This is a genomic window from Acidovorax sp. DMC1 (genome assembly GCF_056314325.1).
The window spans coordinates 18,798-40,926 of sequence record NZ_JBQUYO010000004.1 but is presented as its reverse complement, the minus strand read 5'-3'; the positions used below and the strand labels follow the sequence as shown (position 1 = coordinate 40,926).

Here is a 22,129-nt window from a genome sequence, read left to right as displayed (position 1 = left end):
GCCTCCCGGTAACCTTGACCGTCGCTGTATTTGCCGGCCCTGCGTGCCTTACCGCACCCTCATGCCCGGCGTGGCGCCCGGCCAGGGGTTGAGCACGTAGATGCCAGGGTTGGCCTTTTCATCGCCATGACTGGCGGCCAGCACCATGCCTTCGCTCACGCCAAACTTCATCTTGCGTGGGGCCAGGTTGGCCACCATCACGGTGTGTTTGCCCACCAGGTCTTCGGGCTTGTAGGCGCTGGCAATGCCGGAGAAGACATTGCGCATGCGGCCTTCGCCCACGTCCAGCGTCAGGCGCAGCAGCTTGGTGGAACCTTCCACCGGCTCGCAGTTCACGATCAGCGCGATGCGCAGGTCGATCTTGGTGAAGTCGTCGATGGTGATCGTGGGGGCGAGTTCTTCACCACCAGGGGTTGCTACGGTTTCAGTAGCTGCTGGCGCTTGCTCTGTTTGCGCTGGGGGCTCAAACAGTGCTTCAAGCTGCTCGGGCGTCACGCGCTGCATCAGGTGCTGGTAGGGAGCTATTTCCGTGGGCAATGGCGATGCATCGCTCCACTCAAATGAGCGGTTCAGCTTGAAAAGTTCTCTAGCAACACGCTCCGAGAGTGCGGGCAGTACAGGGGCAAGAAGCACCGACAGAAGCTTGAATCCATGCAGAACGCGAGAGCAGATGTCTTGAAGCTCTTCGCGCTTTGTCTCGTCCTTAGCCAGGATCCAAGGCTTTGCTGCATCGAATGATGCATTCAAGCTGTCCGCGACGGTCATGATCTCTCTGAGAGCTTTGCTGTACTCACGGCTCTCGTATGCTTCTTTGACCAAAAATGCCGAGCCTTCGGCGCCCTGGGTCAGGGACGACGTATCACCGGTGAACTTCAATTGACCATCAAAATGCTTCGAAATGAAGTTGGCGGCACGTGATGCAATGTTCACGTACTTGCCGATCAGGTCGCTGTTCACCCGCAGCATGAAGTCTTCGGCGTTGAAGTCGATGTCTTCGTTGCGCGCGCTCAGCTTGGCGGCCAGGTAGTAGCGCAGCCACTCGGCGTTCATGCCCAGGCTCAGGTACTTGAGCGGGTCCAGGCCGGTGCCCCGGCTCTTGCTCATCTTCTCGCCGTTGTTCACCGTCAAAAAGCCGTGCACGAACACGTTGTTGGGCGTCTTGCGGCCGCTGAAGTGCAGCATGGCGGGCCAGAACAGGGTGTGGAAGGTGACGATGTCCTTGCCGATGAAGTGGTACTGCTCCATCGCCGGGTCGGCCATGTAGGCGTCGTAGCTCTCGCCGCGCTTTTCCAGCAGGTTCTTCAGCGATGCCAGATAGCCCACGGGCGCGTCCAGCCACACATAGAAGTATTTGCCGGGTGCGTCGGGGATCTCGATGCCGAAGTAGGGCGCGTCGCGGCTGATGTCCCAGTCGCCCAGGCCTTCGCTGGTGGTGCCATCGGGGTTGGTGCGGACGGTGAACCATTCTTTGATCTTGTTGGCCACCTCGGGCTGCAGCTTGCCGTCCTGCGTCCAGTTCTCCAGAAACTCCACGCAGCGCGGGTCTGAGAGCTTGAAGAAGAAATGCTCGGAGTGCTTAAGCTCGGGCTTGGCGCCGGAGAGGGCCGAGAAGGGGTTGATCAGGTCGGTGGGGGCGTACACGGTGCCGCACACCTCGCAGTTGTCGCCGTACTGGTCCTTGGCGTGACACTTGGGGCATTCGCCCTTGATGTAGCGGTCGGGCAGGAACATGTTCTTCTCGGGGTCGAAGAACTGCTCGATGGTGCGCACCTCAATCAGGCTGCCGTCAGCACGGTCGCGCAGGTCGCGGTAGATCTGGCGGGCCAGGTCGTGGTTTTCGGGCGCGTCGGTGCTGTGCCAGTTGTCAAAGCTGATATGAAAGCCGTCCAGGTACTGCTTGCGGCCCGCTGCGATATCGGCCACGAACTGCTGGGGCGTCTTGCCCGCCTTTTCGGCGGCAATCATGATGGGCGCGCCGTGGGTGTCGTCTGCGCCTACAAAATTCACCGCGTTGCCCTGCATGCGCTGAAACCGCACCCAGATGTCGGCCTGGATGTATTCCATGATGTGGCCGATGTGGAAGTTGCCATTGGCGTACGGCAGGGCGGTGGTAACGAAGAGTTTGCGGGCGGAGGTCGTCATGAAAAGCAGCTTTCTCAGGCGGAACCCGCGATTTTAGGCGGTCGGCAGCACGTTGGGCGGCTGCGGGTTCTGATCCGCCAAGGCCGGGTCGCGCAGGTGCCAATCAGGGCGTGCGTTCAGCCCGCCGACAGGGCCACAATGCCCCGCATTCCAACAATCAACAGGAGACAACACATGGCCGGCACATGGGCAAAGCGAGTAGGGTGGGGCGTGGGGGGCGCCGTGGTGGCGGTGGCAGCCTATCTGGCGGCATGGCCCGTGCCCATACAGCCGGTGGCATGGACCGCGCCTGTGGCCCCCGGCTACCAGGGCGTGCATGCGCCCAACCAGCGCCTGGCGCGGCTGAACATCATCGACCTGAAGGGGGAGGTGGGCCCGGAGCACATTGCGTTCGGCAAGGACGGTAAGCTCTACACCACGGTGCTCAGCGGCAACATCCTGCGCATGAACCCCGACGGCTCGGGCCAGGAAGTGTTTGCCAATACCGGCGGGCGGGTGCTGGGGTTTGACTTTGATGCGGCGGGCAATCTGATCGCAGCCGATGCGGTCAAGGGCCTGCTGTCCATCGCACCGGACGGCAAGCTCACCGTGCTGGCCGACAAGGTGGGTAACGACCCCATCCGCTATGCCGACGCGGTGGTGGTGGCCCAGAACGGCAAGATGTACCTGAGCGATGCCTCCACCCGCTTTGCCCCCAAGGACTGGGGCGGTACGTTTGAGGCCAGCGTGCTCGACATCCTGGAGCAGGCCAGCACGGGCCGGGTGATCGAATACGACCCCGCCACGCGCAGCACACGCGTGGTGGCGCGCGGCATCAGCTTTGCCAACGGCGTGGCGCTGAGCCAGGACGAAAAGCACCTGTTCGTCAACGAAACCGGCAAATACCGGGTGTGGAAGATTGCGGTGGATGCGAATGATCTGGACATCGGCCAGGTCAATGGCCGCACCGGCAGCCAGCCCAGCTCCCAGGCCCGCGTGCTGCTCGACAACCTGCCCGGCTACCCCGACAACCTGATGCGCGGGCAGGGCGGCAAGGTGTGGCTGGGTTTTGCCAAGCCACGCGGTGCGGTCATCGACAACATGGCGGGCAAGCCCTGGCTGCGCAGCCTCACCCTGCGCCTGCCGCGTGCGCTGTGGCCCATCCCCCAGCCCTACGGCCATGTGATTGCTTTCACCGACGACGGTAAGGTGGTGGCCGACCTGCAGGACCCGAGCGGCGCCTACCCGGAGACCACGGCCATCACCGAGACGGCCGACCGGCTATATGTGCAGAGCCTGCACGCGCGTGGGCTGGGGTGGCTGCCGAAGCCTTGAGGCCCTCGCACTGCCTGCTTCAGGCGGGTTCCCCATGGTGCCGGGTCTTGACCTCGGCACCGGTATCCGTCCACCCAAAAAACCGGCACACCTCGGCCCGCATGGCCAGAGTGTCGGCCCGGCCCAGGGCCATCAGTTCCTGCGTGTAGCCGGACTCGAACAGCAGGTAGCTGGCCAGCGCCGCGCCACGCACATCGGCCATGTTGGAGGTGACTCCAAGCGCGCCCAGCATGGTGCGAACAGGGCCGGGCAGGTCGCCTACATGGCGCGCCGCCACTGCGTCCAGGCGCTGGGAGGGGGCGATCACCAGCAGCTCAATAGGGCGCAGCGCGCTGTGCAGGCGCTTTTCTTCGGGGATGAGGGACAGGGTCTGGTTGATGCGCTGCACGCGCTCCACGTCCACCGCCAGCGCGTCCAGAAAGATGTTGGACAGCGCATGCCCCGCGATCTGTGCCAGGGTAGGGTAGTTGGGTGTGGGGTTGGCGGCAGCGTCGCCCTTGGGCTCGTGCATGCGGCCTGCGCCGATCACCAGGATTCGCTCGGCCCCCAGGTGGATGGCCGGGGCGATGGGCGCCGACTGGCGCATCGAGCCATCGCCAAAGTATTCGATGTGGTCATCCACCTCGATGCCCTTGGCCGGAAAGATGAAGGGAATGGCCGAGGACGCGAGCAGATGTTCGTGCGTGATGCGGTCGCTGGCGGCCTTGCGCTGCGAACGCACCCAGGGCTTGACGGGCGTGGTCGCTTCAAAAAAGGTGACGTGCTCGCCCGAGCTGTAGCTCGACGCCGTCACGGCCAGCGCGGTGAGATGCCCCTTGCGGATCAGCCGGGGCAGGCGCACCAGCGGCACCATCTTGACCAGCAGCTTCTCTAGCGGCGTGTTGTCCAGCAGCGATTTGGGGCGCATACGCCGCCAGCGCGCCAGCGCCCAGCCCAGCGACACCAGCGTGAGCCAGCGCGCACCGCTGCGCATCACGCTCAGCGAGTCGGCGCCATACACCTGGCTGGCATGGAACTGGCGCCACACGCGGGCAATGCGGCGCACGGCGCGGTCAAAGTGGTCCGCCCCGCAGGCGAGCGCGGCCGCGTTGATGGCCCCCGCCGAGGTGCCGGTGATGATGGGAAAGGGGTTGGGCCCGTGCGCTTCGCCACAGGCCTGGCGCAGGTCGGCAATCGCCTCCAGCACCCCCACCTGGTAGGCGGCACGGGCACCGCCGCCGGTCAGCAGCAGGCCCGTGGCGGGTGCAGAGGGCTCGGTACCAGGGGCTGCGGTGGAGGGTGTGGGGGGCATGGACGCTCGGAGGGTGTGAGGCCTCCAGTGTGGAGGGGCACCCCGGCGCCGTTCATGTGGGAAAACCCGCATGTGCGGGCCACCCCACAGGGGGTTGGGGGCGGCTTAGGGCAATGCTGAAAAAGTCTCCGCTGCTGCTCCAGCCTGGGTAAATTACTGGGCCCTGAAGCAGCAGACCCTTGCTATGGCAGCCGACGCGCAGTTGGGCTTTGAACAACACCGTAAGCCTACGCGGCGCGACGAATTCCTCAAGACTATGGATTCGCTGGTGCCCTGGGCGGCGCTGTGCGAAGAAATCGCACCGCACTACCCCAAGGCCGGCAATGGGCGTCCTCCCATTGGACTGCAGCGCATGCTGCGCATCCACTTCATCCAGCATTGGTTCAATCTCGCCGACCTGGCGTGTGAGGAAGCCCTCTACGACAGTGCCAGTCTGCGTCGCTTCGTCGGCATTGACTTGGGCTGTGAACCCGTGCCCGACGCGACCACGATGCTCAGGTTCCGTCGGCTGCTCAATGCAAACAAGTTGGGCGAAGCTCTGTTCGCACGAGTGGGCAAGGAACTGCAGGCGCGCGGCATCAAGGTCAACACCGGCACCATCGTGGATGCCACCATCATCGGTGCGCCCAGCTCCACCAAGAACATAGACAAGGCCAGAGACCCCGAGATGCACCAGACCCGCAAGGGCCAGCAGTGGTATTTCGGCATGAAGCTGCACATCGGTGTGGACAGCCAAACCGGGCTGGCCCACAGAGCGGTGGTCACGGCGGCCAACGTGTACGACAAACATCCACTGCCTGATTTGCTGCACGGCAACGAGCAGCGCGTTTATGGCGACTCAGCCTATGCCAGCCAGAAGGCACTGATAGCGGGCAAGGCACCCAAGGCCAAGGACTTCACCAACCAGCGCACGCGCCGTGCGGCAGAGGTCGATGAGGTGCAGCGGGCCAAGAACCGCAACAAGTCGCGGGTGCGTGCTCGGCTCGAACATGTCTTTGCCGTGGTCAAGCGGCTATGGGGGTTCACCAAGGTGCGCTATCGCGGGCTGCAGAAGAACGCCACGCGCGCATTCACGGCCCTGGCGCTGGCCAACATTTACCTGTGCCGCAGTCATGTGTTGGGACAGGTGCGCCCGTAAGGGCGGGAATCGGGCCTGAAGGCCCGCGAACTGCCCAAATGGGCGGTGCGAGAGGCCAAAACATCCGAAAAACTGCGTCGTTCAGTGCCGCATGGAAAGTTACGACAGCTTGTTCAGCGTTGCCTTAGAGCGGCTAACAAAACTCAGCGAAGCGGTTCTGGCTAGGCGCTGTGTCGCAGGCAGTACGAGCAGTACGACAAGACACAGCAACGACGCCAGAAGAGTTTTGTTAGCCGCTCTTAACGCTGCTTGAGCAGCAACTGCGCCACCGCGTCACCTTGCAGCACCACGATGCCGTGCTCGCGGGCAAATGCCTGGGCGTTCTCGCTGACCTGGCCCAGGGCGGCCACGTACACGCCCGCTGAAGCATCGGCTGCGGTCATGGCCGTGTGCAGCTCCCGCAGCGGCTCCACCCCGTGGGTGGCCGCTTTCCAGCGTTTGGCGCTGACCAGCGTGGTCTTGCCGCCCTGGCTCAGGCGCATGTCGGCCCCGGAGGCGTTGTTGCCGGTCAGGCGCTCCACGCTGTAGCCCGCGCGCTCCCAGGCGGTGGCCAGGGTGTCGGCAAAGCTGCGCCAGGGCATGCTGCCCACGGCCTCCAGCATTTCCATGACTTTGGCGGGGTTGGGCGCGCGCAGCTGCCGCCAGGCGGCCATGCAGCCCACCACAAAGATGGGGAAGCCCGCCAGCGCGCCCACCACAAAGTACTCCTTGGGCAGCAACGCCCCGGCCGCCAGCGTGATGAGGCCCACCACCACAAAGCTGATCCACCACGGCGAGCGCAGCAGGACGGCAAACAGGGAGTTTTCGGACATCTTGAATTTCACGGGAGGCCTTTTGGGGAAGAGTGCGACGGTGCAATGCGGTGCGCATTGTCCTTCAGCGGCAGGGGGCGGGAGCTTGGGAATAGACTACCGGCCCCACAGGAGTTATTTGAATGTCAGTCACCGAACAGGGCCTTTTGGCCGCACTTTCCAGCGTGCTGGACCCCCACACGGGCAAGGATTTTGTCAGCACCCGCGCCCTGCGCAACCTGCAGATCACCGGTGGCGACGTGGCGTTTGACGTGGAACTGGGCTACCCCGCCAAGAGCCTGGTGCCCGAGCTGCGCCGCCAGCTGGTGGCCGCCGCCAAGGGCGTGGCCGGGGTGGACAACGTGTCGGTCAACATCACCACAAAGGTCATCGCCCACGCCGTGCAGCGCGGCGTGCAGCTCTTGCCCCAGGTCAAGAACATCATCGCCGTGGCGTCGGGCAAGGGTGGCGTGGGCAAGAGCACCACGGCCGCCAACCTGGCTCTGGCCCTGGCCGCCGAGGGCGCCAGCGTGGGTGTGCTGGACGCCGACATCTACGGCCCCAGCCAGCCCATGATGCTGGGCATCAACCGCCGCCCCGAAAGCGACGACGGCAAGACCATGGAGCCGTTGGAGAACTACGGCGTGCAGGTCATGTCCATCGGTTTTCTGGTGGACCAGGACGAAGCCATGATCTGGCGCGGCCCCATGGCCACCCAGGCGCTGGAGCAGCTGCTGCGCCAGACCAACTGGAAAGACCTCGACTACCTCATTATCGACATGCCGCCCGGCACCGGCGACATCCAGCTCACGCTGAGCCAGCGCGTGCCCATGACCGGCGCCGTGATCGTCACGACCCCGCAGGACATCGCCCTGCTCGACGCGAAGAAGGGCATCAAGATGTTCGAAAAGGTGGGCGTGCCCATCCTGGGCATCGTCGAGAACATGGCCGCCCACGTCTGCAGCAACTGTGGCCATGTGGAGCACATCTTTGGCGCTGATGGCGGCAAGAAGATGGCCGCTGACTACGGCATGGACTACCTGGGCGCGCTGCCGTTGAACATGAGCATCCGTCTGCAGGCCGACAGCGGCAAGCCCACCGTGGTGGCCGACCCCGACGGCGAAGTCGCGGCCATCTACAAGAAGGTGGCGCGCGATGTGGCGGTGAAGATCGCGCAGCAGGCCAAGGACTTCTCCAGCAAGTTCCCGACCATTTCGATCAGCAAGAACACCTGATCCTCCCGAGCCGCCTGAGCCGCCCCCACGCGCCATGAACCTGCTCGCGTCCCTGCGCTACCTGGTGGCGCTGCACGAGCACCGGCACTTTGGCCGGGCGGCGCAGGCCTGCCATATCACGCAGCCGGCCCTGTCCAACGCGCTGCGCGCGCTGGAAAAGGAGTTTGGCGTGGTGGTGGTGCGCCGGGGCCGCAGTTTCGAGGGCTTCACGCCCGAGGGCGAGCGCGTGCTGGCCACCGCCCAGCGCATGCTGCACGAGCACCAGGTGCTGCAGCAGGACCTGAGCAGCGACGCCGCCCACCCGCGCGGCACGCTGCGCCTGGGCGCCGTGCCCACTGCCATGCCCATCCTCGCGCGGTTTGCGGCGCAATTGCAGGCGCGGCACCCGGGCATCGTGCCGGTGGCGCTGTCGATGAGCTCGCAGGCCCTGGAGGCGGGGCTGGAAAACATTTCGCTAGACCTGGCGCTGGGCTACACCGAACGCATGCCCGCACGCGGCGGCCCGCTGCGGGCCTGGCCGCAGTATGTGGAGCATTACTTTCTGCTGCGCCGCGCGCCGCAGCCGCCAAAGGGGCCGCCGCGCGGGTTGCAGATTGGCCCGCCCATGGCCTGGGCCGATGCGGCGGCGCTGCCGCTGTGCCTGCTCACCCCCGAGATGCACAACCGCAGCCTGGTCGATGGCGCCTTCCGCGCTGCAGGCGCCATGGTCATGCCCGCCATGGAAACCGATTCGGTGCTGACCCTGGCGCTGAGCGTGGTGGCGGGCAACGTGTGCAGCGTGCTGCCCGGTGCGCTGGTTGATGCCGTGCGCGGCCATGACGGGCTGGAGGCGCTGCCTTTGACCGCTCCAGTGCTTACCACGCCCATCGGATTCATGTCGCACCGGCAGGTGCAGCCCACGCGCGCCCTCGATGCCGCGCTGGCACTGGCGCAGGACGCGGATTGGCTGCAGCACGCCGCAGCGCACAGTGGACTTCTGGTCGCTGATTGATCGCTGACCGCAAGGGTCGCGGTGGCTGATTCACAGGCCGTTGTTAACGCGGCTGTTTCATTTGTTTTTGTGATCGCCCAATGTGCATCGGCAATTTGACGCCGCCAGCACCCCTGGCCCACACTGCGGCGGCCCGGGCACCCTATGCAGGTGCCTGCATACAACCCGATCAATGCCCCCACGCCCCCGGTCCATGCATCTTGCCCCCGAAGCCCCCACCGTCGCCGCCGTGTCCGTCAACGACATGCGCGAACGCATCCGCCGCAAAAGCCGCCTCAAGGGCCGCCAGCCCGAAGACGCGGCCATGGCCGAGGTGGCGCAACTGCTGGGCCCGCGCCCGGCCACCGGCTTTCGGCGTGACCTGCTCATCGAATACCTGCACCGCCTGAACGACCACTTTGGCGTGCTGCACGACCGGCACCTGGTGGCTCTCGCCAAGCAGATGAACCTGCCGATGGCGGAGGTGTACGAGGTGGCGAGCTTCTATCACCACTTTGAGATCGTGCGCGGGCACGATTCCCAGGCCCCACGCCTGGTGCTGCGCGTGTGCGACAGCCTGAGCTGCAGCCTGGCGGGCGCGCGTGAGCTGCTGGCCGCATTGCCCGAGCGCCTGCGTGCCGCCGGGCAGGGTGATGTGCAAGTTCAAGCTGTGCCCTGCGTGGGCCGGTGTGAGCAGGCACCCGTGGCGGTGGTGCACCAGTGCCCGGTGCCCAACGCCACCGTCGATGCCGTGCTGGATACCGCCCGTTTGAAGCCAAATCGGGTGCTAGCCCAGCATCCAAAAGCGCGAGCAGCTATCAATTTTGATATTGCACAGTGGGCGCAAGCCGGTGTTCCTGCGCAGCCCGGTGAAATCAGCCCTGCCCACACCGACCTGGCTACCTACCGCGTCCACGGCGGCTACCAGACGGCTGCCGCGTTGGTCAACAGCGAGATGGATGCCGAGACGGTGCTGGCCGCCATGGAAAATTCAGGCCTGCGCGGCCTGGGCGGCGCGGGCTTCCCGGCGGGGCGCAAGTGGCGCATCGTGCGGGACCAGCCTGCGCCACGACTGATGGCCGTCAACATTGATGAAGGCGAGCCCGGCACCTTCAAGGACCGCACCTACCTCGAACGCGACCCGCACCGCTTTCTGGAAGGCGTGCTCATCGCCGCCCAGGTGGTGGGCACCGAGGCCATCTATATCTACCTGCGCGACGAGTACCACGGCTGCCGCGCATTGCTGCAGCGCGCCCTGGACGATCTGCGTGCCGAGCCGCCGTGCCCGCTGCCCCATATCGAGCTGCGCCGGGGCGCAGGCGCCTACATCTGCGGCGAAGAGTCCGCGATGATCGAGAGCATCGAAGGCAAACGCGGCGAGCCCCGCATGCGCCCGCCCTACATTGCGCAGGTGGGGCTGTTTGAGCGGCCTACGCTAGAGCACAACTTCGAGACGTTGTACTGGGTGCGCGACATCATCGAGCGCGGCCCGCAGTGGTTTGCCAGCTTTGGCCGCAATGGCCGCAAGGGGCTGCGCAGTTTCAGCGTGAGCGGCCGGGTGAAGCACCCGGGCGTCAAGCTCGCGCCTGCGGGCATCACGGTGCAGGAACTCATCGACGAATACTGCGGCGGCATGCTGGACGGCCACGAGTTGTATGCCTACCTGCCCGGCGGCGCGTCGGGCGGCATCCTGCCCGCGAGCCTCAACCAGATTCCGCTGGACTTCGACACGTTGCAGCCCTACGGCTGCTTCATCGGCTCGGCCGCCGTCATCGTGCTCAGCCAGCACGACCGCGCGCGCGATGCCGCGCTGAATGTGATGCGCTTTTTTGAACATGAAAGCTGCGGCCAGTGCACGCCCTGCCGCGTGGGCACGGCCAAGGCAGCCACGCTGATGCAAGCGCCGCAGTGGGACGAAGAGCTGCTGGACGACCTGGCGCAGGTGATGGGCGATGCGTCCATCTGCGGCCTGGGGCAGGCAGCGCCCAACCCCATCCGCTGCATCCACAAATACTTTGCGCATGAGGTGGGCGAGGGGCCCTGGCCGGGCGACCTGCCCAAGCCGCGCAACAGCCCGCTGGCGGAGCAACTGCCCCAAGGAGGCCAGCCATGAGCGCCTTGCACGACACCGGCGGAGTGGCCTTTGAGCTGGACGGCCAGCCCGTTACCGCTCAGCCTGGCGAAACCATTTTGAAAGCCGCGCAGCGCCACGGCGTGGAGATTCCGCACCTGTGCTACACCGATGGCCTGCGCCCCGACGGCAACTGCCGCGCCTGCGTGGTCGAGATCGCGGGCGAGCGCACGCTGGCCCCCAGCTGCTGCCGCGCGCCCACCGAAGGCATGAAAGTGCAGGCGGCCAGCCCCCGCGCCCGCAAAAGCCAGCAGATGGTGGTGGAGATGCTGCTGTCCGACATGCCGGACGTGGGCTATCAATGGAATGATGACCAGTCAGATACTCCTGAATTGATAGCTGGAAGCGCATGTGTATCTAGCGCTACAGGTGAATTGGACTCAAAAGCTGCCCCAGCGGTAGGGCAGCACGGTGAACTGAGCGCCTGGGCTGATCGCTTGGGCGTGACCGTGCGCCCCGCGCTCCAGGCCCTGCGCCGCGAGCAACCCGCTCCTGACCTCAGCCACCCCGCCATGGCCGTGAACCTGGACGCCTGCATCCAGTGCAACCGCTGCGTGCGCGCCTGCCGCGAAGAGCAGGTCAACGACGTGATTGGCTACGCGCTGCGTGGGGCGGACAGCAAGATCGTTTTCGACCTGGACGACCCTATGGCCGAGAGCACCTGTGTGGCCTGTGGCGAATGCGTACAGGCCTGCCCCACGGGCGCACTCAGCCCCAAGACGCACATCGGCCCGCAGGCGGTGGACCGCAAGGTCGATTCGGTCTGCCCGTTCTGCGGCGTGGGCTGCCTTATCACCTACAACGTGCGCGATGAAAAAATCATCAGCGTGGAAGGCCGCGACGGCCCGGCCAACCATGGCCGCCTGTGCGTGAAGGGGCGCTTTGGTTTCGACTACGCCCACCACCCCGACCGCTTGACGGTGCCGCTGATCCGCAAGCCCGGCGTGCCCAAGGAGGTGCGCCCCTACGGTGCCGACTGGCGCGATACCTTCCGCGAAGCGACCTGGGACGAGGCGCTGGACCTTGCCGCTGGCACGCTCAAAAACCTGCGCGACACCCACGGCCCCAAGGCGTTGGCGGGCTTTGGCTCGGCCAAGGGCAGCAACGAAGAGGCCTATCTGTTCCAGAAGCTGGTGCGCACCGGCTTTGGCAGCAACAACGTGGACCACTGCACGCGGCTGTGCCATGCCTCCAGCGTGGCTGCGCTACTCGAAGGCGTGGGCTCGGGCGCAGTGAGCAACCCGGTGAACGACGTGGAACATGCCGAGCTGATCTTTGTGATCGGCTCCAACCCCACGGCCAACCACCCCGTGGCCGCGACCTGGCTGAAGAACGCCGCCCAGCGCGGGGCCAGAATCGTGCTGGCCGACCCGCGCGTGACGGACATCGGCCGCCACGCGTGGCGCACGCTGCAGTTCAAGGCCGACACCGACGTGGCCATGCTCAACGCATTGATCCACACGGTGATCGATGAGGGCCTGGTGGACGAAGCTTTCATCAAGGACCGCGCCAACAACTTCGAGGCGCTCAAGGCCAACGTGATGGGCTGCAGCCCCGAGGCCATGGCGCCCGTGTGCGGCATCCCGGCCGAGACGCTGCGCGAGGTGGCGCGGGCGTTTGCTACGGCGAAGGCATCGATGATCCTCTGGGGCATGGGCGTGAGCCAGCACGTGCACGGCACCGACAATGCGCGCTGCCTGATCGCGCTGTGCGCCGTCACGGGCCAGATCGGCAAGCCCGGCTCGGGCCTGCACCCGCTGCGCGGTCAGAACAACGTGCAGGGCGCAAGCGACGCGGGCCTGATCCCCATGATGTTCCCCAACTACCAGCGCGTGGACAACGCCGGGGCGCATGCGTGGTTTGAAAACTTCTGGGGCACCAAGCTCGATGAAGCGCCGGGCTACACGGTGGTCGAGATCATGCACAAGGCCCTGGCGCCGGACAGCGACCCGCACAAGGTGCGCGGCATGTACATCATGGGCGAGAACCCGGCCATGAGCGACCCGGACCTGAACCATGCGCGCCACGCGCTGGGGAGCCTCTCGCACCTGGTGGTGCAGGACATCTTCCTGACCGAAACCGCGTGGCTGGCCGACGTGGTGTTGCCCGCCAGCGCCTGGCCCGAAAAGACCGGCACCGCCAGCAACACCGACCGCATGGTGCAGATGGGCCGCCGCGCGCTGAACCCGCCGGGTGACGCGCGCCCGGACCTGTGGATCATTCAGCAGATCGCGCAGCGCATGGGACTGGGCTGGAACTACGCGGGTGAAGAGTCCGGCGTGGCCGCCGTGTACGACGAAATGCGCCAGGCCATGCACGCGAGCATCGAGGGCATCACCTGGGACCGGCTGGAACGCGAGTCCAGCGTGACCTACCCCTGCCTCACGCCTGACGACCCCGGCCAGCCCATCGTCTTCATCGACAAATTCCCCACGCCCACGGGTCGCCTGCAACTGGTGCCCGCCAGCGTGATCCCGGCGGCCGAAAAGCCCGACGCCGACTTTCCGCTCGTGCTCATCACCGGCCGCCAACTGGAGCATTGGCACACCGGCAGCATGACGCGGCGCAGCACCGTGCTCGACGCCATCGAGCCCATGGCCACAGCGTCGCTGCATGGCGACGAGCTGGCGCGGCTGGGGGTGGAGCCCGGGTCGCTGGTGGGTATTCGTTCCCGGCGCGGTAGGGTGCAGGTGCGTGTGCGCCGTGACGACGGCATGCCGCGTGGCACGGTGTTCATGCCGTTTGCGTACGTGGAGGCAGCGGCCAATCTGCTGACCAATGCGGCGCTGGACCCGTTTGGCAAGATTCCGGAGTTCAAGTACTGCGCGGTGGCCGTGGAGCGGCTGGAAGTCGCTGCAAGCTGACGGTGCGCAAGGGGGCTTTACGGGCATTGCCGCCGATGGCGCGGCTCCGGGGGTACAGTCAGCGCCCATGACAGAGCGCCCCTACACCGACGTTGCCGTGATCATGCGGTGCGAGCACATCGACAACCGCTGGCAGCCGTGGCGGTGGTCGCTGGCCGAGGTGGTGGTCCACGAGCCCACCTTCGGCAGCGAACCCCGGCCGCTGATCCAGGACGAGCGCGAGCAGCGCTGGTTGTTCCCCGGCTTTCGTGTGGAGCTATTCCGCGACGATGCCGAGGGCTACCACCTCAACCTCACTTCCCCGGCTCCCTGCTGGTTTGTGATGTGGCGGCGCGATGAAGACACGGGCACCGGCGCTATCCCCCTGGCCCGTCCCGTGGCGGTGAGCCTGAGCTATCACGACGCAGGCCGCTGGCTGGACGCTCAGGAAACGGTCGAGCAGGTGCCTGCCGACCCCGAGGTGGTGGAGGCGCTGCGTGCCTTTGTGGCCGAGCATTACCAGCCCGAGCCCAAGCGCCGCAAGCGTCCGGACAGCTTCCGCACCTTGCAGGACCGCTTTGGCAACCCGGCCTCGGTGTCCACCGAGAAGCTCCGTGGCGGGGGCGGAGGAGGCGGCCATGGCTGATGGATTCCTCGGGCGCTGGTCGCGCCGCAAGCAGGATGTGCAGGCGGGCAAGCCTGTGCAGGACCCTCCGCCGCCTGCACGCACCCCTGCACCGCAGATAGCGCCTCCAAGCCCGTCGCCAGCGCCAGCGCCAGTGGCTGCGGCTGCGGCTGCACCAGCTCCCCCCGTCACCCCGGCACCCGATTCGCCACCACCGCCCACGCTGGCGGATGCCGAGGCGCTCACCCCCGCATCGGACTTCAAGCCCTTCGTGTCCCGCGCGGTGTCGCCCGAGGTGCGCAACCTGGCCATGAAGAAGCTGTTTGCCGACCCGCACTTCAATGTGATGGACGGTCTGGACATCTACGTCGGCGACTACACCCAGCCCGACCCGCTGCCCGCAGGCATGCTGCGCAAGATGGCCAGCGCACATGCGCTCGGCTTCTTTGACCACGAGAAAAAGGCATCGGCCGCTGCACCCGGTCTGCCGGGCTATCAGGCGCCGGATGCGGCTGCTGCGGCCCCAATATCCCCGCCGGCCAGTCAGCCTCGGGATGATGCGGAGGCGCAAGGCCCCGCAGACGTGGCACAGTCCCGGGTATGCAACGCTGTTCCTAGCGTTCCTTCCAGCGAGCCTGAGGTGGCCCCGCGCCCTGCCCAGGATGCGGTGGTCACGCCAGCCAGCCATACCCACAATGACCACGACGCTCATTTGCGACTGCAACCAGACGATGCCCCTCAACGCCAAGGCGTTGGGCGAGGCACTGCATGAAGACCTGACCCTTCACTCCACCCTGTGCCGGCGCGACGCAGGGGCGTTCCAAAAGGCCATCCAGTCCGGGCAGGACGTGGTGGTGGCCTGCACCCAGGAGCAGCGCCTGTTTGGCGACCTGGGCCAGCAGACCGAAGGGGCGGTGTCGCCCATCCGGTTTGTGAGCATCCGCGAAACCGGGGGCTGGAGCCGCGATGCCGCCAAGGCCAGCCCCAAGATCGCCGCCCTGCTGGCAGCCGCGCGTCTGCCCGACCCGCCACCCGTGCCTACGGTCACCTACAAGAGCACGGGCCGCTTGCTCATCATCGGCCCGCTGGACCAGGCCGAGCAGGCCGCTGCCCTGGTGTCGGATGTGCTCGATGTGACGCTGTTCACCCAAGGCCCCGGCAATGCCGGCGGCGCCCAGGCGCGGCGCTATCCGGTGCTGGGTGGTCGCATCACGGGCCTCACGGGCTGGTTGGGCGCGTTCGAGCTGCAGTGGTCGGCCGACAACCCCATCGACCTGGACCTGTGCACCCGCTGCAACGCCTGCGTGGCGGCTTGTCCTGAAAATGCCATCGGCCTCGACTACCAGATCGACCTGGCCGCCTGCCAGTCTCACCGCGCCTGCGTGAAGGTGTGTCAGGTCGCTGGGGCTATCGACTTCACTCGCGATGCCACGGCGCAGACCGAGCGTTTTGACCTGGTGCTGGACCTGCGTGCGCCCACCGCCACGCCCACCTTTTTGCAGCATGCGCTGCCGCAGGGTTACCTGCGCTGGGACGGGCGGGACCTGGGCACGCTGCTCAAGCTGCGCGAGCTGGTGGGTGAGTTCGAGAAGCCCAAGTTTTTTGCCTACAAACAAAAGCTATGCGCCCACAGCCGCAACGAAACCGTGGGCTGCAATGCGTGCGTGGACATCTGCTCGGCCGAGGCCATCGCCAGCGACAAGAGCCGTCAGCAAATCAAGGTGAACCCCAACCTGTGTGTGGGCTGCGGTGCCTGCACCACCGTGTGCCCCACGGGCGCGCTGACCTATGCCTACCCCAGCGCAACGGATCAGGGCACCAAGCTCAAGACGCTGCTGTCCACCTACGCGGCTGCCGGTGGCAAGGATGCGGTGGTGCTGCTGCACAGCCAGGAGCGCGGCCAGTCGCTGGTCGAAGAACTCGGCCGTGCCGCCCAACTGAAGCTGGCGCACGGAGTGCCTGCCAATGTGATCCCGGTGGCGCTGTGGCACACAGCCAGCACCGGCGTGGACCTGTGGCTGAGTGCCATCGCCTACGGCGCCTCGCAAGTGGTGGTGCTGAGCACCGACGAAGAAGCCCCGCAGTACCTCGATGGCCTGCAGGCGCAAATGGATGTGGCGCAGGCCATCCTGCGGGGCCTGGGCTACACCGGCACCCATGTGCAGTTGCTGCGCGCCAACCACCCCACCGCGCTGGACGCGGCACTGCAGGCTTTGGGCCAGACGCGCCAGAAGACCCCGGCCGTGGCGGCCCGCTTTGCGGTGGCGCAAGAGAAACGCAGCACGCTGGAGATGGCGCTCGACCATCTGACGGAGCAAGCCCCCATGCCCGTGGCCGAGCGGCCTGTGGCTATTGCGCTGCCCGCGGTGGGCTCCCCTCTGGGCACCATCGAGGTCAACAAGGACCGCTGCACCCTGTGCCTGAGCTGTGTGAGCGCCTGCCCGGCCAGTGCGCTGCAGGACAACCCGCAGCTGCCGCAATTGCGCTTCATCGAAAAGAACTGCGTGCAGTGTGGCCTGTGCGCCACCACCTGCCCGGAAGACGCCATCACCCTGCAACCGCGCCTGCTGCTCACGCCCGAGCGCGCGCAACTGCGGGTGCTCAACGAGGCCAAGCCCTGGGCCTGTGTGCGTTGCAGCAAACCCTTTGGCACGGTGAAAGCCATCGAGGCCATGCTCGGCAAGCTCTCGGGCCACCCCATGTTCCAGGGCGAGGCGCTGGAGCGCTTGAAGATGTGCAGCGACTGCCGTGTGATCGACCTGTATTCCGCAGAAAACGAGACGAAAGTGACCGACCTGTGAGCGCCTCATCCACCTTGACTCCCCTGGGCGGCAGCTCTGCGCTCGATGAGGAAACCGCCCGCGCCGAGCTGTACGGTTTGTTATCGCAGCTGTATTACGCGGCGCCCAGCCCGGAGCTGTTGTCCGCCTTGCGCGTGGCCGTGACCGAGGCGCCCGCCAGCGGGGGCTTTTTGCAGGAGCCCTGGCAGCAACTCGTGGCAGCGTCGCGTGCGCTCAGCGACGCTGAGATTGCGCAGGAGTTTGATCGGCTGTTTGGCGGCGTGGGCAAGCCTGAAGTGTTTCTGTACGGCTCGCACTACCTCAGCGGGTTTCTCAATGAAAAGCCGCTGGCGCGCCTGCGCACCGATCTGCAGCAACTGGGCCTGGCGCGGGATGAGGTCATGCCCGAGACCGAGGACCATGTGGCCTACCTGCTGGAGGTGATGCGCTACTTGATCGCGGGAGATGATGTAGCTGTCTGCAACCTGACATCCCAGCGTGAATTTTTTTCAACGCATCTGCAGCCCTGGGTTTTGCAACTCTGCGATGCCTTGGCTGCACAGCCACAAGCACGGTTTTATGCGGCTGTGGCGCACTTCACGCGGGCCTTTGTGTCGGTGGAGACCCAAGGCTTCGACATGTTGGATTGATCCCTGGGAGTGCTCGTAAACCCTAGTTCGACCGCTACAAAAGATGAGTGTGTTACTGGGAGTTGTAAAGCCCGATGGCGGGTTTTTACACACTGACATAGACTGTATGAATTCCGTTTCATAGCTGCCAGCCTTTCTGGAGACAAGCATGCAGAACAGCCAGCCAAATTCCTCCCGCCGGAGCTTCTTCTCCGGTGCTGCCACCGTAGGCGCTGCCGCAGCAGCCGTGGTGGCCCTTCCCCAAGTGGCTCCGTCCGATGCCGTGGTGTCCGAACCCGCGCGCGTCGCACCCGAAAAGGGCGGTGGTTATCACCTGTCTGCCCGCGTGAAGCAGTACTACAAGACCACCCAACTCTGACATCGGGGCACGCCATGTTGCTAACCAAGAAGTCTTCCCATTCCGTGCAGGGCAACAGCTCTGCGTCGCCTTTTGTGCACAGCCTGCGCCGTGGCCTGTCGCAGGCCCTGCCCACCATGGACCGCCGCTCGTTCCTGCGTCGCTCCGGTCTGGGGGTGGGCGTGGGCATCGCCGCGTCCCAGCTCACGCTGGTCAAGAAATCCAACGCCGCTGAAGGTGCCAAGGTTGGCATCGGCGACAGCAAGATCGAAGTGCGCCGCACCGTGTGCACCCACTGCTCGGTGGGTTGCGCCGTGGATGCGGTGGTTGAGAACGGTGTGTGGGTGCGCCAGGAGGCGGTGTTCGACTCGCCCATCAACCTTGGCGCACACTGCGCCAAGGGCGCGGCGTTGCGTGAGCACGGCCACGGCGAGTACCGCCTGCGTTACCCCATGAAGCTCGTCAACGGCAAGTACGAGCGCATCAGCTGGGATACGGCACTGAACGAGATCACCGCCAAGATGCAGGAGCTGCGCAAGGCCAGCGGCCCTGACAGCGTGTACTTCGTGGGCTCGTCCAAGCACAACAACGAACAGGCCTACCTGCTGCGCAAGTTCGTGAGCTTCTGGGGCACCAACAACTGCGACCACCAGGCGCGCATTTGCCACTCGACCACGGTGGCAGGTGTGGCGAACACCTGGGGCTATGGCGCCATGACCAATTCGTACAACGACATGCAGAACAGCAAGGTCGCTCTGTACATCGGCTCCAATGCGGCCGAGGCCCATCCGGTGTCCATGCTGCACATGCTGCACGCCAAGGAAACCGGCTGCAAGATGATCGTGGTAGATCCGCGCTTCACCCGTACAGCGGCCAAGGCCGACGAGTACGTGCGCATCCGCTCGGGCACCGATATTCCGTTCCTGTTCGGTCTGCTGTACCACATCTTCAAGAACGGCTGGGAAGACAAGAAGTACATCAACGACCGTGTCTATGGCATGGACAAGGTGCGCGACGAAGTGCTGGCCAAGTGGACCCCGGACAAGGTGGAAGAGGCCTGCGGCGTCAAGGAAGACCAGATGTTCAAGGTCGCCAAGATGCTGCACGACAACAACCCCGGCACCATCGTCTGGTGCATGGGGCAGACCCAGCACACCATCGGCAACGCCATGGTGCGTGCATCGTGCATCCTGCAACTGGCCCTGGGCAACGTTGGCAAGAGCGGCGGCGGCACCAACATTTTCCGTGGCCACGACAACGTGCAGGGCGCGACCGACGTCGGCCCCAACCCCGACTCGCTGCCCGGCTACTACGGCCTGGCCGAGGGTTCGTGGAAGCACTTCGCCAACGTGTGGGGTGTGGACTTCGAGTGGATCAAGAAGCAGTACGCATCGCCCGCGATGATGACCAAGAACGGCATCACCGTGTCGCGCTGGATCGATGGCGTGCTGGAGAACAACGAGCTGATCGATCAGGATTCCAACCTGCGCGGCGTGTTCTTCTGGGGCCATGCGCCCAACTCGCAGACCCGCGGTCTCGAAATGAAGCGCGCCATGGACAAGCTGGACCTGCTGGTGGTGGTGGACCCTTATCCATCGGCCACCGCCGCCATGGCCGCCATGCCCGGCAAGGCCGAGGACCTGAACCCCAACCGCGCGGTGTACCTGCTGCCAGCGGCCACGCAGTTCGAGACCAGCGGATCGTGTACGGCCTCCAACCGTTCCATCCAGTGGCGCGAGAAGGTGATCGAGCCGCTGTGGGAGAGCCGCTCTGACCACATGATCATGTACCAGTTCGCGCAAAAGCTCGGCTTTGCCGATGAGCTGTGCAAGAACTACAAGATGCAGAAGGTCAAGGGCATGGACGAGCCCGTGCCCGAGGACATCCTGCGCGAAATCAACAAGTCGGTCTGGACCATTGGCTACACCGGCCAAAGCCCTGAGCGCCTGAAGGCCCACATGAAGAACATGCACTTGTTCGACGTGAAGACCCTCAAGGCCAAGGGCGGTAAGGACAAGGAAACCGGCTACGACTTTGGCGGCGACTACTTTGGCCTGCCCTGGCCCTGCTATGGCACGCCCGAGCTCAAGCACCCCGGCTCGCCTAACCTGTACGACACCTCCAAGCACGTGATGGATGGTGGTGGCAACTTCCGCGCGAACTTCGGGGTGGAAAAAGACGGCGTCAACCTGCTGGCCGAAGACGGCTCGCATTCGCTGGGCTGCGAGATCACCACGGGCTACCCTGAGTTCGACCATGTGCTGCTGAAAAAGCTGGGCTGGTGGGACGACCTGAGCGATGCCGAGAAGGCCAAGGCCGAAGGCAAGAACTGGAAGACCGACCCCACCGGCGCGATCATCCGTGTGGCCCTGAAGCATGGTTGCCATCCTTTTGGCAACGCCAAGGCGCGCGCCGTGGTGTGGAACTTCCCTGATGCCATTCCGCAGCACCGCGAGCCCCTGTATGGAACGCGACCGGACCTCATGGCCAAGTACCCGACCCACGACGACAAGAAGGCCTTCTGGCGCCTGCCCACGCTCTACAAGACCGTGCAGGAAAAGAACATTGCTGACAAGGTGAGCGAGAAGTTCCCGCTCATCATGAGCTCGGGCCGTCTGGTCGAGTACGAAGGCGGCGGCGAGGAAACCCGCTCCAACCCCTGGCTGGCAGAGTTGCAGCAGGAATCGTTTGTCGAGATCAACCCCAAGACCGCTGCGGACCGGGGCATTCGCAACGGCGAGCGCGTGTGGCTCAGTTCGCCCACGGGCGCCCGCATCAACGTGCAGGCGCTGGTCACCGAGCGTGTGGCTCCCGACACGGTGTGGATGCCGTTTCACTTCTCGGGCCGCTGGCAAGGGACGGACATGTTGGCGTATTACCCCAAGGGCGCAGCGCCCGTGGTGCGCGGTGAAGCCGTGAACACCGCCACCACCTATGGCTACGACAGCGTGACCATGATGCAAGAAACCAAGACCACGATCTGCAACGTGGAACGCGCCTGATCGCGCCACGCAAGGAGACACACATGGCACGAATGAAATTCATCTGCGACGCAGAGCGCTGCATCGAGTGCAACGGCTGCGTGACCGCCTGCAAGAATGAACATGAAGTACCCTGGGGCGTGAACCGCCGCCGCGTGGTCACACTGAACGACGGTGTGCCGGGCGAGAAGTCCATCTCGGTGGCCTGCATGCATTGCAGCGATGCACCCTGCATGGCGGTTTGCCCCGTCAATTGCTTCTACCGCACCGAAGAGGGTGTGGTGCTGCACGACAAGGACGTGTGCATCGGCTGCGGCTACTGCAGCTATGCCTGCCCCTTTGGCGCACCGCAGTTCCCTGCATCCGGCACTTTTGGTGTGCGCGGCAAGATGGACAAGTGCACCTTCTGCGCCGGTGGCCCTGAGACCCACGGCAGCCAGGCCGAGTTTGAAAAATACGGCCGCAACCGACTGGCCGAGGGCAAACTGCCCGCCTGCGCCGAAATGTGCTCGACCAAGGCCCTGTTGGCCGGTGATGGCGATGTGGTGGCGGACATCTTCCGCAACCGCGTGGTGCAGCGCGGCAAGGGTGCCGAGGTGTGGGGCTGGGGCACGGCCTACGGCTCTCAACAGGCAGGCCAGCCTGCAGGAGGCAAGTCATGATGCAGCGCACCGTACACCTGACCCTGGCCGCTGCGGTGGCCGCCCTGGCACTCACAGCCTGCGGCGAGAAACCGCAGACCGGCATGGGCATCCGCAGCGATGCTCCGCCTTACGCGGGCACTGGCAGCAACTTCACGCAGCCTGGCTGGAAAGCCGGTGACAAATCCAGCTGGGAAGCGCAGTTGAAAGCGCGCCAGCAGTACGGCCAGAACGAATACACCCGCACCCAGGCGAAGTGA

At 65.3% G+C, this 22,129-nt stretch carries 17 protein-coding genes; 14 read left to right on the top strand and 3 right to left on the bottom strand.

Features of this window, described 5'->3' with window-relative positions; translation table 11 throughout:
* Positions 1-48: 48 nt before the first annotated feature.
* Positions 49-2,142, bottom strand: a complete 2,094-nt coding sequence (metG, locus tag ACT531_RS10245; RefSeq protein WP_476017353.1) for a methionine--tRNA ligase — start codon at positions 2,140-2,142, stop codon at positions 49-51.
* Between the two features lie 174 nt (positions 2,143-2,316).
* Here metG and ACT531_RS10240 point away from each other — a divergent pair, with 174 nt between their 5' ends.
* Positions 2,317-3,456, top strand: coding sequence for an SMP-30/gluconolactonase/LRE family protein (locus ACT531_RS10240; RefSeq protein ID WP_476017352.1), 1,140 nt, complete (start codon positions 2,317-2,319; stop codon positions 3,454-3,456).
* A gap of 19 nt (positions 3,457-3,475) precedes the next feature.
* Here the strand turns inward: ACT531_RS10240 and ACT531_RS10235 are convergent, their stop codons facing one another.
* A complete protein-coding gene (locus ACT531_RS10235) occupies positions 3,476-4,747 on the bottom strand; it encodes a patatin-like phospholipase family protein (protein WP_476017351.1) in 1,272 nt (423 codons plus the stop codon).
* Between the two features lie 163 nt (positions 4,748-4,910).
* Between ACT531_RS10235 and ACT531_RS10230 the strand changes: the two genes are divergently transcribed.
* A complete protein-coding gene (locus ACT531_RS10230) occupies positions 4,911-5,885 on the top strand; it encodes an IS5 family transposase (RefSeq protein ID WP_476017570.1) in 975 nt (324 codons plus the stop codon).
* A gap of 239 nt (positions 5,886-6,124) precedes the next feature.
* Here ACT531_RS10230 and ACT531_RS10225 read toward each other — a convergent pair whose 3' ends face one another.
* Complete coding sequence (locus ACT531_RS10225) at positions 6,125-6,697, bottom strand: restriction endonuclease (protein WP_295937908.1); 573 nt, start codon at positions 6,695-6,697, stop codon at positions 6,125-6,127.
* Positions 6,698-6,819: 122 nt separating this feature from the next.
* Between ACT531_RS10225 and apbC the strand changes: the two genes are divergently transcribed.
* From apbC to ACT531_RS10165, 12 genes are all read left to right on the top strand, one after another.
* On the top strand, positions 6,820-7,911 hold the full coding sequence (apbC, locus tag ACT531_RS10220) for an iron-sulfur cluster carrier protein ApbC (protein ID WP_015015437.1): 1,092 nt from the start codon (positions 6,820-6,822) through the stop codon (positions 7,909-7,911).
* A gap of 34 nt (positions 7,912-7,945) precedes the next feature.
* Positions 7,946-8,902 carry a LysR family transcriptional regulator gene (locus ACT531_RS10215; protein ID WP_476017350.1) on the top strand — a complete coding sequence of 319 codons (957 nt, stop codon included), beginning with the start codon at positions 7,946-7,948 and terminating at the stop codon, positions 8,900-8,902.
* A gap of 193 nt (positions 8,903-9,095) precedes the next feature.
* A complete protein-coding gene (locus ACT531_RS10210; RefSeq protein ID WP_476017349.1) occupies positions 9,096-10,994 on the top strand; it encodes an NAD(P)H-dependent oxidoreductase subunit E in 1,899 nt (632 codons plus the stop codon).
* Positions 10,991-13,876, top strand: a complete 2,886-nt coding sequence (fdhF, locus tag ACT531_RS10205; protein ID WP_476017348.1) for a formate dehydrogenase subunit alpha — start codon at positions 10,991-10,993, stop codon at positions 13,874-13,876. The genes ACT531_RS10210 and fdhF overlap by 4 nt, the downstream gene beginning before the upstream one ends.
* A 67-nt stretch (positions 13,877-13,943) precedes the next feature.
* Positions 13,944-14,501 (top strand): DUF3305 domain-containing protein, encoded by a 558-nt coding sequence (locus ACT531_RS10200; RefSeq protein ID WP_209818520.1) that lies wholly within the window; start codon positions 13,944-13,946, stop codon positions 14,499-14,501.
* On the top strand, positions 14,494-15,252 hold the full coding sequence (locus ACT531_RS10195) for a DUF3306 domain-containing protein (protein WP_476017347.1): 759 nt from the start codon (positions 14,494-14,496) through the stop codon (positions 15,250-15,252). The genes ACT531_RS10200 and ACT531_RS10195 overlap by 8 nt, the downstream gene beginning before the upstream one ends.
* A complete protein-coding gene (locus ACT531_RS10190) occupies positions 15,212-17,281 on the top strand; it encodes a 4Fe-4S binding protein (protein WP_476017569.1) in 2,070 nt (689 codons plus the stop codon). Before ACT531_RS10195 ends, ACT531_RS10190 begins: the two co-directional genes overlap by 41 nt.
* Complete coding sequence (locus tag ACT531_RS10185; RefSeq protein WP_060986376.1) at positions 17,278-17,910, top strand: TorD/DmsD family molecular chaperone; 633 nt, start codon at positions 17,278-17,280, stop codon at positions 17,908-17,910. The genes ACT531_RS10190 and ACT531_RS10185 overlap by 4 nt, the downstream gene beginning before the upstream one ends.
* Before the next feature lie 148 nt (positions 17,911-18,058).
* Positions 18,059-18,268, top strand: coding sequence for a hypothetical protein (locus ACT531_RS10180; protein WP_015015429.1), 210 nt, complete (start codon positions 18,059-18,061; stop codon positions 18,266-18,268).
* Positions 18,269-18,282: 14 nt separating this feature from the next.
* Positions 18,283-21,249 carry a formate dehydrogenase subunit alpha gene (locus ACT531_RS10175; protein WP_476017346.1) on the top strand — a complete coding sequence of 989 codons (2,967 nt, stop codon included), beginning with the start codon at positions 18,283-18,285 and terminating at the stop codon, positions 21,247-21,249.
* A 23-nt stretch (positions 21,250-21,272) separates the two neighbouring features.
* Complete coding sequence (fdh3B, locus tag ACT531_RS10170; protein WP_015015427.1) at positions 21,273-21,890, top strand: formate dehydrogenase FDH3 subunit beta; 618 nt, start codon at positions 21,273-21,275, stop codon at positions 21,888-21,890.
* Positions 21,887-22,129, top strand: a complete 243-nt coding sequence (locus ACT531_RS10165) for a hypothetical protein (RefSeq protein ID WP_015015426.1) — start codon at positions 21,887-21,889, stop codon at positions 22,127-22,129. The genes fdh3B and ACT531_RS10165 overlap by 4 nt, the downstream gene beginning before the upstream one ends.

Excerpts from the sequence above, each read along its gene's own strand:
- metG (WP_476017353.1), bottom strand. The coding sequence starts at position 2,142 with ATGACGACCTCCGCCCGCAAACTCTTCGTTACCACCGCCCTGCCGTAC.
- ACT531_RS10240 (WP_476017352.1), top strand. The coding sequence starts at position 2,317 with ATGGCCGGCACATGGGCAAAGCGAGTAGGGTGGGGCGTGGGGGGCGCC.
- ACT531_RS10235 (WP_476017351.1), bottom strand. The coding sequence starts at position 4,747 with ATGCCCCCCACACCCTCCACCGCAGCCCCTGGTACCGAGCCCTCTGCA.
- ACT531_RS10225 (WP_295937908.1), bottom strand. The coding sequence starts at position 6,697 with ATGTCCGAAAACTCCCTGTTTGCCGTCCTGCTGCGCTCGCCGTGGTGG.
- apbC (WP_015015437.1), top strand. The coding sequence starts at position 6,820 with ATGTCAGTCACCGAACAGGGCCTTTTGGCCGCACTTTCCAGCGTGCTG.
- ACT531_RS10215 (WP_476017350.1), top strand. The coding sequence starts at position 7,946 with ATGAACCTGCTCGCGTCCCTGCGCTACCTGGTGGCGCTGCACGAGCAC.
- ACT531_RS10210 (WP_476017349.1), top strand. The coding sequence starts at position 9,096 with ATGCATCTTGCCCCCGAAGCCCCCACCGTCGCCGCCGTGTCCGTCAAC.
- fdhF (WP_476017348.1), top strand. The coding sequence starts at position 10,991 with ATGAGCGCCTTGCACGACACCGGCGGAGTGGCCTTTGAGCTGGACGGC.
- ACT531_RS10200 (WP_209818520.1), top strand. The coding sequence starts at position 13,944 with ATGACAGAGCGCCCCTACACCGACGTTGCCGTGATCATGCGGTGCGAG.
- ACT531_RS10195 (WP_476017347.1), top strand. The coding sequence starts at position 14,494 with ATGGCTGATGGATTCCTCGGGCGCTGGTCGCGCCGCAAGCAGGATGTG.
- ACT531_RS10190 (WP_476017569.1), top strand. The coding sequence starts at position 15,212 with ATGCCCCTCAACGCCAAGGCGTTGGGCGAGGCACTGCATGAAGACCTG.
- ACT531_RS10180 (WP_015015429.1), top strand. The coding sequence starts at position 18,059 with ATGCAGAACAGCCAGCCAAATTCCTCCCGCCGGAGCTTCTTCTCCGGT.
- ACT531_RS10175 (WP_476017346.1), top strand. The coding sequence starts at position 18,283 with ATGTTGCTAACCAAGAAGTCTTCCCATTCCGTGCAGGGCAACAGCTCT.
- fdh3B (WP_015015427.1), top strand. The coding sequence starts at position 21,273 with ATGGCACGAATGAAATTCATCTGCGACGCAGAGCGCTGCATCGAGTGC.
- ACT531_RS10165 (WP_015015426.1), top strand. The coding sequence starts at position 21,887 with ATGATGCAGCGCACCGTACACCTGACCCTGGCCGCTGCGGTGGCCGCC.